The following is a 13,048-nucleotide window of genomic DNA, read 5'->3' on the forward strand; positions in this document are numbered from 1 at the left end:
GCTTGCCGCGGTGGCCGGTGTAATATTGAGCCAGGGAAAGCTGCGGCATGGTGCCAGCGGCTCCCGTCACGAACGAGGTTGCAGCATGACGATTTTTGGCATAGGCATCCACATTCTGATCGCATTGTTTTTTGCGATCCATGTGGTGCGCAACGGGCAGCAGCTGTACTGGCTGCTCATTTTATTCATGTTCCCGCTGTTGGGCAGCGTGGTGTATTTCTTCGCCATCTATTTGCCCAATTCGCGCCTGCCGCAAGGCGCGCGCAAGGTCGCTTCGGTGGCCGTGCAGGTGCTTGATCCGAACCGCGAATTGCGCGAGGCGAAGGCCGCCTTCGAGTACACGCCGACGGCGCAAAACCAGATGCGCCTGGCCAGCGCGCAGCTGGAAGCGGGCGATGCGCAGGAAGCGGCATCGACGTATGAAGCCTGCCTGCGGGGCGCGTTTTCCTCGGACCTGGAAATTCGCCTGGGTGCGGCACGCGCCTACCTGGAGTGCGAGCGGGGTGCCGAAGCGCTGACGCACCTGGAGTTCATTCGCCGCACGGATATCCAATTCCGTCCCGAGATGGTGTCCCTGCTGACGGCGCGTGCGCTGGCGCAAAGCGGGCGCCAGGTGGAAGCGAAGGCGGAATTCGACGACGCGCTGACGCGCTACAACAGCTTCGAATGCCGCGCCGAGTGTGCGATCTGGGCGCTGCAGCAGGGTGACAAGGTATTGTCGGACCGCCTGCTGCTCGATATCGACAGCGCCATGGACCGCTGGAGCAGCCATACGCGTGCCATGTATGCGCCGCTGCTGTTGCGCCTGGAGAAGGCGCGCCGCTGATTTTTTGCCGGTGCCTGGCTCAGACGCCAGGCACCGTGTTCTTGCCCTCGACCAGTTTGTATCCCTTGCCATCGAAGCCATAGCGCGCGTGGCCGTTCAACGGTGTGGCAATGCGCGGCGGGTCTTCGTCCGGCTTGACCGTGACGCCGGGCTTGATCTTCTCGGAGGCGCCCTTGAAATCGATCAGCAGGTCGTCGTAGGCGCCGCCATTGCGCGCCGTGGCGAAGCGCCAATTGCCGCTGACCATCCAGCACTCGTCCATGTCCGGCGTGCAGGCGCCCATATTGTCCGAGTACAGGTCGATTCCGCCATCAAGCGCGGTCACCTTGCCGTCGCCGATTTCAAACAGGGCCAGTTGCGTGATGGTGTAGCCCTGGCCCGTGTAGCCATGGCGGATCGCCAGTCCCGGCTTGTTCGCGCCCAGCATGACCCAGTGGACTTCGCCGAGCTGGCCCGACGAACCGAGGGCGGCAATGTTTTCCAGCCGTTTCACGACTTGCCACTGGCCGTCTTCCGGCTGGCCCTTGGGCGCGAGGAAAAACACATTCAACAGTCCCGACGAGGCATGCGCCGATTCGGCCGTGCCTTCCGTGTTGGCCGTTTCCGCATTCGCCACCAGGATGGCGCGGCCATCGGGCAGCAGCTTGTGGCTGACGGCGCTGACCACGTAACTGAGTCTGTCGACGTGCTTGTCCGGATCGGACAGGTCGGCCAGCGCATCGTCGCTGTCGCTGCGATAGTCCTTGCCGAAGACGGCGCGCATCATGCCCACTTCGAGTTCGCGCGCCTGCGGCGTGTTCATCGCTTCCGTTCTTGGCGCCGTGGCGGCCGGCGGCGGCACGTGTTCGGCCGATGCGGCATCGTCAGCGGCCGCGGGGACCTCGGTTACGACGTCAGCTGCCACGTCGGCGCTGGCGGGGGCGGTCTTGTCCGAGCAGGCGCCGAGCAGTGCGGATACCAGTAGCAGGACGAGCGGGGTGCGGTAATTCATAGGCAGGGCAGATTGCGTTCATGGAGAATGGGCGCAGTATGCCAGATAGATGGAAGCGAGGGAGCGCGGCCTGACGGCCGGTCCTTCGCTTCCTTGCCCGCAGGGGGCGATTTTGCAAACAGTGGCGGCGCTTATTTTTCCAGCGCCACCTTGTCATCGCGCCGCAGCGGCGCCTTCTGGCGGCGCAGTTTCGCCATGCCGCGCTTGAGCAGGTGCTCCAGGTCGTCGATGTAGGTGAACACGGCCGGCACCACCAGCAGGCTGAGTAAGGTCGACGTGATCAGGCCGCCGATCACGGTAATGGCCATCGGCGAACGGAAGCTGGGGTCGGCGCCCCAGCCCAGTGCCAGCGGCATCATGCCGGCGCCCATGGCGATCGTCGTCATCAGGATGGGGCGGCTGCGCTTGTGACAGGCGTCGACCAGCGCATCGAAGCGGTTCATGCCCGCCTGGCGCGCCAGGATCGCATAGTCGACCAGCAGGATCGAGTTCTTGGTGACGATCCCCATCAGCATGATCAGGCCGATCATCGACGGCATCGACAGGGCGCTGCCCGTGATCAGCAGCGCCACGAAGGCGCCGCCGATCGACAGCGGCAGCGCCGCCAGGATGGTTACCGGCTGCATGAAGTCCTTGAACAGCAATACCAGCACGCAGTAGATGCACAGCACGCCGATCAGCATGGCCAGGCCGAAGCTGGCGAACAGCGAGGCCATTTCCTGCGCGTCGCCCAGTTCGGCGATCTTCACGGATGGCGGCAGATTCTTCATCGATGGCAGCGCGCGCGCTTCTTCGTTCAGTTCACCGAGGGTGCGCGAACCGAGTTCCACGTCCAGCGTCACGTTGCGGCTGCGGTTCAGGCGGTCGATCTGTGCCGGGCCGCTTTCCATCGTTACCGTGGCCACGTTCGCAAGGCGCACGGGACCATTCTTGCCGGGCACCGTCAGGCGCTCGATGGCGGCCAGGTCGGCGCGCACGCTGTTGGGCAACTTGACGCGGATCGGCACTTGCCGCTCGGGCAGGTTCATTTTCGTCAGGTCCGTGTCGTAGTCGCCGGCCGTGGCCACGCGCACCGTTTCGCCGATGGCCGCCGCCGTCACACCCAGGTCGGCCGCCTTGGCGAAATCGGGGCGCACGATGATTTCCGGTCGCACCAGCGAGGCGCTGGAATTGACGTTGCCGATGCCTTTCAGGCCGCGCAGTTCGCGCTCGACTTTTTGCGCCGCCGCCGTCAAAGCCACCGGATCTTCCGAGCGCAGCACCAGCTGCATCTTGACGCCCGTGTCGGGCGGTCCCACCGTGAAGCGGGCGCCGGGAATCGTATCGAGCTTGTTGCGCAACTGCGTTTCCAGGCCAGCCATCGATTCCTTGCGCTTCGTGCGGTGCACGGTGGTCAGGGTCAGCACGGCGCGGCGCGCCTCGGCTGCCGCGCCGGGGGCGAAGGCGTCGCCGCTGGAGCCGCCGCCTATCGAACTGAAGACGCCCTGGATGCCAGGCGTGCGCATGGCCGCATCGCGCGCCAATGCTGCCACGGCCTGCGTTTCACCCAGGGTGGAGCCGGGCGGCAGTTCCAGGTTGATTTGCGTCTGCGCGCGGTCGGCGGCCGGCACGAAACCGGTCGGCAGCAGCGGCACGAGCGCGATGGCGCCGACAAAGAACAGGGCTGCGGCGATGGCCGTGATGCCGCGGTGGTTCAGGCACCAGCGCATGACCGTCAGGTAGCGCGTCATCAGCCAGCCATCCTGCTCTTCCTTGTGCGGCAGCGGTTTCAATATGTAGGCGGCCATCATCGGCGTGAGCAGGCGCGCCACCACCAGAGACGCCAGCACGGCCAGCACGGCCGTCCAGCCGAACTGCTTGAAGAACAGGCCGGGAATGCCGCTCATGAAGGCCGTTGGCAGGAACACGGCCACCAGCGCGAAGGTGGTGGCGATCACCGCCATGCCGATTTCGTCGGCCGCTTCCATGGCCGCTTCCATTGGCGACTTGCCCATGCGCAGATGGCGCTCGATGTTTTCGATTTCCACGATGGCGTCGTCGACCAGCACGCCGACGACCAGGGCCAGCGACAGCAGGGTGACGGTATTGAGCGTGTAGCCGAACCAGTAGATGCCGAGGAAGGCCGGCATCACGGACAGGGGCAGGGCAGCGGCGGCCACCAGGGTGGCGCGCCAGTCGCGCAGGAACCACCACACCACCAGCACGGCCAGCAGCGCGCCTTCGTACAGCAGCTCCATCGAGCCGTCGAAGTTTTCCTCGACGGGGAAGGCATTGTCGATCGACTGCTGCAGTACCACATTCGGGTTTTCCTTCTGCAGGTCGGCGATGGCGTCGCGTGCGCCCTTGGCGACGGCCACTTCACTGGCGCCCTTGGTGCGGAACACTTCAAAGGCGACGACCGTCTTGCCATCCTGCTCGGCCAGCGCGCGCGGTTCGGCGATCGTGTCGCGCACGGTGGCCACCTGGTCCAGGCGCACATGGCGGCCGTCCGGCAGCGGTACTTCCACGCGCGACAGTTCATCGGCCGTCTTGACGGTGGCGATGGTGCGCACTGATTGCTCGGCGCCGCTGATGTCGCCCCGGCCGCCAGGCGCTTCGCGCTGCACCAGGCGCAGCTGGCGCGAGACGTCGAGGGCCGACACTTTCAATGCGGCCATGCGCGCTTCATCGAGTTCCACCTGGATCTCGCGGTAGACGCCGCCCACGCGGGTGACGGCGCCCACGCCGGGTACGGTCAAGAGGCGCTTGGCCACCGTATTGTCGACAAACCAGGACAGGTCGGGCGCGTCGAGCGGATTGTCCACGCCCCCTTTCGCCGTGGCGATAAAGGTCAGCACCACGCGCCCGGCCGTGGAAGCCTTGGTGACGGTGGGGTCGCGCAGCTCAGCCGGCATGTCCGCTTTCACGCGCGCGACGGCGTCGCGCACATCGTTGACGGCTTCGGCGATCTGCTTTTCCAGGATGAATTCCACGGTGACCGTGACGACGCCATCGAGCACCTTGGTGTAGATGTTTTTCACGCCTTGCAGGGTGGCGACGGAGTCTTCGATCTTGCGCGCCACTTCCGTTTCCAGCTGGGCCGGCGCGGCGCCGGGCAGCACCGCGCTGACGGTGACGATGGGCAGTTCGATGTCAGGGAAATCCTGTACCGGATTGGCCTTGTAGGCCAGCAGACCGGCCAGGGTCAGCAGCACGAACAGCATGATGGCCGGGATCGGATTCTTGATCGAGAGGGAGGAAAAATTCATGGCCTCTCCTTACTTTTTCGCCGTGGCTGGCTTGGCAGCTGCTGCAACCGGGTTTTGCACATTGCGTACCAGGTCGCCGTCATTGAGGAAGCCGGCGCCGCTGACGACAATCGTCGTGTCGGCCGTGATGCCACCCAGGATTTCAATGCGGTCGCTCAGGCGCCGTCCGGCCTGCACCTTGATCTGGCTGACCCGCTGGTCGGCATTGAGGCGGAAGACATAACTGAAGCCATCGCGCACGGCAATCGCCTGCTGCGGCACCGTCAGCGCGCCCGAGGTGCCCAGCTCAAATTCGCCGCTGGCGTACATGCCGGCCTTGAACGGTGCATTGTTGCCGGTGCTGGCCGGCAGGTCGACATACACGAGGGCGGAACGCGTCTGCGGGTCGACGGTAGGGGCAATCATGCGCACCTTTCCCGTCAAAGTGCTGCCGTTGGCGGCCTTGACCTGCGCCAGGGTGCCCGCTTTCAGGTTCAGTAATTCAGTGGCCGTCACTTCGGCGCGCCATTCGAGGCGGCCCTGGCGGATCATGCGGAACAATTCCGTGCCGGCGCCCACCACCGACCCCACGGTAGCCGAGCGCGAGGAGATGATGCCGCTGTCGGGCGCCACCACCTGCGTGTATTTCAGGCGCAGCTGCTGCGACGCCAACTGCGCCTTGGTCGAGGCGATGCGCGCGTTGGCCGTCTGCTCTGCCGTCAGGTACTGGCTGATCTGCTGCGCGCTGATGGCGCCCGTGCTTTGCAGCGAGCGGGCGCGCTGTGCGTTGGCGGCTGCTTCCGCGGCATTCGCTTCCGCCTCCAGCACGGCGGCCTTCGCCTGCGCCACGTCGGCGTTCACCGTGTCGTTCGAGAACACGGCCAGCACCTGGCCGGCGCGCACCACGTCGCCGACATTCACGCGCACGTCGGTCAGGCGCAAGCCGTTCGATTCGCTGCCGATGACGGCTTCTTGCCAGGCGGCCACGTTGCCGTTCGCCTGCAGCTTGATGGGCAGGTTGGCCGTTTGCGGCTTGGCCGTGGTGACGGTGAGGGCCGGCTTTTGCGCCGCATTCTTATCCTTGGCGTCATCTGCCGCCGTGGAGGACGGGGAGTACAGGGCCACGCCGGCACCCAGCACAACGCAAAGGGCGGCAAGGGCGAGCGCCATCGGTTTCAAGGTCATTTTTTTCATGTTGTCGTATCCGTCAGAGGGCATTGTTGGCGATGGCGCTGCTGGTCCAGCCGCCGCCGGCGGCGCGGTACAGCGCCACCCAGGCGGCGCTGCGTTCGCGCTCGAGATTGACCACCGTATTTTCGGCGGCCAGGCGCGTGCGGCGCGCGTCTTCCAGTTCGATCAGGCTGGCCAGGCCATTCTTGTAGCGGTCCTCGGTGGCGACAAACGACACGCGGTAGCCTTCCAGGGCCGTCTTGGCGTAGCTGCTGCGCTCGTCCGTGCTGGCCAGGTTGACCAGCGCCTCTTCCACTTCGCGCACGGCCTGGCGCACGCCGGCACGATATTTCACCACGGCTTCGTCGTAGCGCGCCGTGGCCGCATCGACCTGGGCGCGGCGGGTGCCGCCGTCGAAGATGGGCAGGCTGACGGCCAGCGGGCCGATGCTCCAGGTGCTGGCCGTGATGCTGGTGCCGCCGGCGCGGATATTGCCCTTGCCGATGGAGCCGGCAAGGCTCAGGCGCGGGTAGCGTTGCGCCTGCGCGCCGCGCACTTCGAAGCTGGCGGCTGCCACTTCGCGTTCAGCGCTGTAGATGTCGGGACGCTGGCCCAGGGTTTGCGCAGGCAATTCCGCAATCGCCACGGGCGAGGGCGCAACAAAGGGACTGGCCGCCAGCTTCTGGCGCAGCGACGCTTCCGGCATCGCCGACAGGGCCACCAGCGCCTTGACATTCACGTCGCAGGCGGCGCGCTGTTCGATGGCTCGGCTGGCGCCTTCGGCGGCGCTGGCGCGGGCCAGGGCGGCGTTGGCGGGCGGCTGGAAGCCGGCACCGGCGCTCAGCTCCGTCAGGCGTGCCGAATCGCGGCGCGAGACGGCATCCTGTTCGGACACGGCCTGCAATTGCTGGCAGGTGCGCAAGGCGTAGTACTGGTTCGCCACTTCGGCGGCCACCGAGACGCGCGCTTCATGCCAGAGCGCGCGGGCGCTGTCGTAGCGCTCCTGCGCCGCATCGCGCGTGGCGCGGTTGGCGCCAAACACGTCGACTTCCCAAGACGCCTGCAAGGCCGCCTGCGAGGTGGTGCCGCTCGGTTGCGCCGATTGCTGGCTGGTGCGCACCACGCTGCCCGTCGCATCGAGCTTGGGCGCCAGCGCGGCGCCGCTGGCGATGCTGTCCGCGCGCGCCTGCACGATGCGTGTGCCGGCGGCGGCGATGGTCGGGCTGACCTGCTGCGCGTCGGTGATCAATTCCACCAGCAGGCTGTCGCCCTGGCCCTGCCACCAGCTGGCTAGGTCCGTCAGTTTGCCGTTGTGCGGCAGCGGTGCCTGCCACTGAGCGGGGGCACTGGCGGCCACCGCTGCGGGCGGCCCCTGCAGGGCGCAACCGCCCAGTGCCAGCACGATGCTGACAGCCAGGACGCGTTGAACGGTGCATCGAATAGTCGTCATGCTTGTCCTTCTGCTTGTCGTTGAGCGGTATGGTGGGAGGGAGGAATGGCCAGGCGCCGGCGCTCCACCTCGGCCATGGCCAGCGCGTAGTCGGTCATGCGCGCCAGCCAGGTGTCGATCGCGTGCGGCGACTCCAGCAGTTGCGGGCGCAGGGTTTGCAGCACTTCGGTGCCCACCATGTGCTGCAAGGCCAGCGAAGCGATGGAAAACGCCAGGCGGTGCATGTCGTCGCTGTTGTCGGGCGCACCCAGGTGGCGCGCCAGCACGCGCGTGAGCGCCTCGTGCTCGGGGCGGATATTCTGGTCGATCTCGCGCGCCCACAGGCCCGTCGGTTCGAGCATTTCGCGGCACCACAGGCGCATGCAGTCGCGTGCGATGTCGCCCTGCTGCATGGGCGCGAGCAATTGCGCATAAAAGCCTTCCAGGCTTTCGCGCAAGGTGAAATGCGGTTGTTCGTACAGGGCGATATTGTCTTGCGGGCTGGCTGACTGCTGCGCAAAGGCGGCGCGGTACAGGCCAGCCTTGTCGCCAAAATAATAGCTGATGGCCGCTGCGTTGGTGCCGGCCGCCTGTGCCAGTTCGCGCGTGGAGGTCTTGGCGTAACCCTGTTCGGCGAACAGGCGGATGGCGCTATGCAGCAGCCGCTCGCGCGACTGTTCGCCGTCGGAGCGGGGCTTGCGCCCATCGTCGGCGTGGGAAGTGGGGATGGCGGTTTTTTCAATCATGCCGGAGATTTAATCATATATCTCAAGCGATTGATATAACTAAGCCGGTTGATTTAGTTAAGAAAGGATGAAGATGCGTGGAAAACGCAGGCAAAAAAAAGCCCGCGGTTGTATTCGCGGGCTGAATCCAATGTTCGGAGAACGAATTGGAGGAGACAGTTCTACTATAGCGCCGAAAATGGTGCGGTGCAATACCGTAGAACTACTGTATCGGTCTGTCTGGGATGGTAAAAAGCCAGCATTTCATGCTGCGGCGCACAGCAGCTCAGGCCTTGCTGCGCAGGGCCAGGGTAAACGTGCTGCCGGAACCGTAGTCGCTGTTGAAGAACAGGGCGCCGCCGATGGCGTTGGCCAGGTTCTGGCACAGGTACAGGCCCAGTCCCGCGCCTTCCACATGGCGCGTGGAGGTGGAATCGAGCTGCGAGAAGGCCTGGAACAGCTTGGCCTGGTCTTCTTCCTTGATGCCGGCGCCGCTGTCGGCGATGCTCATTTCCGTCACCAGCACGCCGTCTTCGTCGCGCTGGGCAAGGCTGATGCGCACCGTGCCCTGTTCCGTGAACTTGATGGCGTTGTTGAGCAAGTTGATGAGGATTTGCGTCAGCGCGCGGCGATCCGTGTCGATGATGGCGGGCGGCTGGCCCGCTTCTCCCAGCGCCATTTCCAGGGTCAGGCCTTTTTGCTGGGCCAGGGGGCGCAGGGTGTCGGCCACGTCGGCCATCAGTTCCTGGCAGTGCACGGGCTCGATCGACAGGGTCAGCTTGCCCGCCTCGATCTTGGCCACGTCGAGGATGTCGTTGATCAGCGAGAGCAAATGGCGCGCGCTGGCGCGGATGGTATTGAGTTGCTTGTCCTGGTCGGACGTCAGGGGGCCGGGCAGTTTCATCAGCAGCGCGCCCGTGAAGCCGATGATGGCGTTGAGCGGCGTGCGCAGTTCATGCGACATGTTGGCGATGAAGGCGGACTTCATGCGGCTCGCTTCGGCCAGTTCCAGGTTTTTCAGGGCGATTTCGCGGTTGATGGTTTCCAGTTCGGCCGCATGGTGCGCCAGACGCATGTTCAGCTCGATCACCTGGCGTTCGCGCGCCTGCAGTTCGCCGTTCACCTGCACCGCCTGTTCATAGGTCGAGATCAGCAGGTCGAGGATTTGCTGGCGTTCCGCATTGATGAAATGCTTCTGGTCGCCCAGGTACAGGGCGATGCCGATTTCCACGTTCTGGTTCTTGCGCAGCTTCTGGTTCATCAGCATGTGGCTGATGCGGTTGAGCAGGTAGTCTTCCGCGTAAGGCTTGCGGATGAAATTGTCGGCGCCGCACTCGATGCCGCGGATGATGTCCTTCGGATCGTTGAGCGAGGTGACGAGGATCACGGGGATGTCGCGCAAGGTCGGATCGGACTTGATGGCGCGGCACAGGTCGTAGCCATTCATTTCAGGCATGACGATATCGGACAGCACCAGGTGCGGTTTGCGCTCGCGGATGGCGGCCAGGGCCAGCTGGCCATTCGCCGCCACGCGGGCGTTATAGTGCAGCGACTGGATCAGGCGGCGCAAGCGCTCCGCCTGAGTCGGGCTGTCCTCGACGATCAGGATCTCGATTTCGTCAGGCTTGATTTGGTTGTTGGAGTCCACAGACCTCTCCTAGAATTTCAGTGTGGTGATGCTGGGCGCGATGAGCGCACAATATCGACATCGTATGACTATATCGGATTTAGGTCTGCAAAAGTAACTTCCAAGTAACTATTTTGGCCACAGGGAATGCTGTGGCCGCTTGTCAGTTTTCGCCCTGGAATTGGCCTGCGCGATAGGTGAGCACGAGCGTATCGCGGTGTCCATGCTCGCCGATAGGCTGGATCGGCGTCGATTCGTGGATCACGGCTGCATCGTCGAGCAGCAGCAGCGACCATGGCTCGGTCAGGGTAAAGCGCTTGCCGTTGGGGCCGTCTGCTTCGAAGATGCGCGTCTCGCCGCCCTTGACCTGTTCGCGCCCGATCAGCAGCACGGCGACAAAATCGACACCGTCGCGGTGCGCGCCTTCCGGCGTGGGGCGGCCGATGCCATCGGTCGTATCGATGCGGAACTGGTGCGCCTCGATGAACCACGGCTGGCTGCCCTTGACCTGCGAGCAGGCGTCGCCCAGCGCGCGGAGCAGCTGTTGCCAGGCCGCTTGCGCGACGATAGCCGCTTCGACCGGTTCGAACAGGCGGTGCATGCCGCCGTGCAGGGCGTTGTACTCCACCGGTTGCCAGTGCGGACGGTGCGCCGTCTGCGTCAGGCGCTCGCCATCCTGCACGAAGCACGAGTGGCGCCGGCGGCGATAGCGGCCGCCATCCTTCAGGTAATTGTCCAGCGGCAAGGTATTCCAGCTTGGTTCCAGCGCGCGCAATGCGGCCAGCGGGCAGCCGGCCAGCGCGGCCACATCCTGCGGGCGCAGGACGGCATAGCCGTCGTCGCGCAAGGCTTCCTTGACGTGGGACGGGTCGGTAAAGATCGGTGCGGAAGTGCTCATGGCGGTGCCGGCCGCAATGCGGCCTGTCTCAGTTTATCCAGCCTGGCATTCTACGACTTCGCGGCGTTTCCTGTGCACTGAGACAGGAATTATTCTTGTTGCGTTAAAAATTCTTTACCAGGGTCAGGCGCAGCGAGCGCGATTCCACCGGATGGAAGTGGATATCGTCGACCGGCTGCGCCTCGCCGGGCAGGCGCGAGGCATAGTAATAGTCGATGGCCGAGTCGCGCCGGTTGGCCAGGTTGTAGCCTTCCAGCTCCACGCGCAAGGTCTTGTCGATCTGGTAGGCGATGCGCCCGTTCAAGCCCACGCTGGCCGCGGAGCGCACGCTGTTGTCTTCCACCAGCGGGCGCGGACCGAAGTAGCGCAGGCGCAAGGAGCCTGACCACGGCCCCGATGGCGTCACCGTCATGGCCAGCTGGGCCACGCCTTCGATGGCGCCGGGGATGAAGTCGCCCGCCGGGTCGCTGCCGCGCGAGCGCGCCCGCGCATATGCGAGGTCCAGGTCCAGCGACAGCCAGCTGGCCGCCTTGTAGTAGCTGGAAAACTCGATGCCGTAGCGGCGGCTGGGGCGGCCCGCCTCGGTGGCGCCCGCGTCGCCGATGAACAGCAGCTCGGAATCGAAGTCCAGGCGGTACAGCGACAGCGAGGTTTGCAGGCCGACGATGGCGGCACTGCGCAAGCCCAGTTCCAGTCCGCGCGAGCGCACCAGGGGTGTGACCTTGTCCGCCGCTTCGCCCGTCTTCGGGTCGAGCGTGATCGTCGTGCCGCGCGCATCGTTGCTGTGAAAGCCATTGCCGATGTTGAAATACGCTTCCGTATCGCGCCAGGGCCCCGCGATCACGCTCAGGCTGGGGCTGAACAAATGGTCGCTGGCCGTGCCCGAATTGGCGGCGCGGTCGCTGCGCACATCGAAGCGGTAGGCGTCCGCGCGCAGGCCGGCCACGGTGCGCAGCCAGCGCGACCAGCGCGTGCTGTTTTCGCCATACACGCCGATGCTCGATTCAACGATATGGTCTTGCCGCGTGGTCGACAGGATCTGCCGCTGCCGCGTGTTGTACAGGCCATTGTGGATATTGTCGTTCTGTAGCTGCAGGCCGATGGTGGTGTCGCTGCTGCCCCTGTCCGTGTGGCGGTGCCAGGTATGGCTGGCGTCGAGGCCGGACGTTACGCGCCGGTCGGGCTGGGCGAACTGGTCGCCGTTATCGGGATTGTCCATCGCATACGTAAAATTCGAGAACAGGGCCAGGCGGTTGGCAATCACATACGCGCTGACCCTGGACGACATGTCGTCCGTCGTCTGGCGCCAGGCGCCCGACAGGCTGTAGCGCTGCGCCTTGCCGCCGTCGCTGGCATCGATGGCGTCGAAGCGGCCCAAGGTGCCGTCCTGCACGGCCCGCAGCGCAATCTGGTCGGTGGCGTTCCAGCTGGCGTCATACGCCATGGCCGTGACATTGAAGCCGTTGTTGGCATAGCCTTCGCTGTAGCGCAGCACGCCATTGAGCTTGCGGTAGCGGTCCGGCTGCGTGAACGGGCCATCGTTGTGCTGCGCTTCGAGCGCGTACAGCAGGCTGCCGTCGCCCGCGTCGAGCGTATCGGCCAGCAGGGCGCGGCGAAAACCGTTTTGTCCGATGCCCACGCTGGCGACGCCCTGCGTCAGGCGGTTCGCGTAGATGACGGACGCCGCGCCGGCCGAGGAAAAATCGCCTTGCGCCGCCGAATATGGCCCCTTTTTGTAATCGAGGCGCATGGCCAGTTCGGGGATCAAAAAGTTCAGGTCCGTCCAGCCCTGTCCGTGGCCATGGCTGCGCTGGTTGACGGGCATCTCGTCGACGGTGGTGCGCAAGTCCGTGCCGTGATCGAGGTTGAAGCCGCGCAGGTAGAACTGGTTGGCCTTGCCCTCGCCGCTATGCTGGCTGACGATCAGTCCCGGCACGGCTTCGAGCAGTTCGCCGGGACGGTAGCTGGTGCGCGCGTCGAGCTGCTTTTGCGTGACGCTGCCCGCGTTGGACGAATCGGCCACGCCCAGCTGGTTCAGGCGCGAACCGTCGACCAGCACGCGCTGGAAGATGTCGTCGGCATGGGCGGCGGTGGCGGAAAGCAGGGTGGCAAGGAGGAGGGAAAGAGTGCGTGGCGTCATGGGTGTCTGGTTGTA

At 65.1% G+C, this 13,048-nt stretch carries 9 protein-coding genes; 1 reads left to right on the forward strand and 8 read right to left on the reverse strand.

Annotated features, from left to right (window positions below):
• The first annotated feature begins 85 nt into the window (after positions 1 to 85).
• The gene (locus SJI03_RS03620; RefSeq protein ID WP_322426279.1) at positions 86 to 826 is read left to right on the forward strand and encodes a tetratricopeptide repeat protein; all 741 of its coding nucleotides are present in this window, start codon (positions 86 to 88) and stop codon (positions 824 to 826) included.
• A gap of 19 nt (positions 827 to 845) precedes the next feature.
• On the opposite strand, the gene SJI03_RS03625 is transcribed toward SJI03_RS03620, so the two are convergent.
• From SJI03_RS03625 to SJI03_RS03660, 8 genes are all read right to left on the reverse strand, one after another.
• Positions 846 to 1,817 (reverse strand): hypothetical protein, encoded by a 972-nt coding sequence (locus tag SJI03_RS03625; protein WP_322426280.1) that lies wholly within the window; start codon positions 1,815 to 1,817, stop codon positions 846 to 848.
• 131 nt (positions 1,818 to 1,948) lie between these two features.
• A complete protein-coding gene (locus SJI03_RS03630) occupies positions 1,949 to 5,065 on the reverse strand; it encodes an efflux RND transporter permease subunit (RefSeq protein ID WP_322426281.1) in 3,117 nt (1,038 codons plus the stop codon).
• 9 nt (positions 5,066 to 5,074) lie between these two features.
• Positions 5,075 to 6,238 (reverse strand): efflux RND transporter periplasmic adaptor subunit, encoded by a 1,164-nt coding sequence (locus SJI03_RS03635; protein WP_322426282.1) that lies wholly within the window; start codon positions 6,236 to 6,238, stop codon positions 5,075 to 5,077.
• A 13-nt stretch (positions 6,239 to 6,251) separates the two neighbouring features.
• A complete protein-coding gene (locus tag SJI03_RS03640; protein ID WP_322426283.1) occupies positions 6,252 to 7,664 on the reverse strand; it encodes an efflux transporter outer membrane subunit in 1,413 nt (470 codons plus the stop codon).
• Positions 7,661 to 8,389, reverse strand: a complete 729-nt coding sequence (locus SJI03_RS03645) for a CerR family C-terminal domain-containing protein (RefSeq protein WP_322426284.1) — start codon at positions 8,387 to 8,389, stop codon at positions 7,661 to 7,663. Before SJI03_RS03645 ends, SJI03_RS03640 begins: the two co-directional genes overlap by 4 nt.
• A 265-nt stretch (positions 8,390 to 8,654) precedes the next feature.
• Positions 8,655 to 10,016 (reverse strand): hybrid sensor histidine kinase/response regulator, encoded by a 1,362-nt coding sequence (locus tag SJI03_RS03650; RefSeq protein WP_322426285.1) that lies wholly within the window; start codon positions 10,014 to 10,016, stop codon positions 8,655 to 8,657.
• Positions 10,017 to 10,158: 142 nt separating this feature from the next.
• Positions 10,159 to 10,893 (reverse strand): 2OG-Fe dioxygenase family protein, encoded by a 735-nt coding sequence (locus tag SJI03_RS03655; RefSeq protein WP_099378092.1) that lies wholly within the window; start codon positions 10,891 to 10,893, stop codon positions 10,159 to 10,161.
• Positions 10,894 to 10,996: 103 nt separating this feature from the next.
• Entirely contained in the window at positions 10,997 to 13,033 is a 2,037-nt protein-coding gene (locus SJI03_RS03660) for a TonB-dependent receptor (protein WP_322426286.1), read from the reverse strand.
• Positions 13,034 to 13,048: the final 15 nt, after the last annotated feature.

Origin of the sequence: Janthinobacterium sp. GMG1 (assembly GCF_034427795.1) — a bacterium.
Taxonomy (GTDB): Bacteria; Pseudomonadota; Gammaproteobacteria; order Burkholderiales; family Burkholderiaceae_D; genus Janthinobacterium.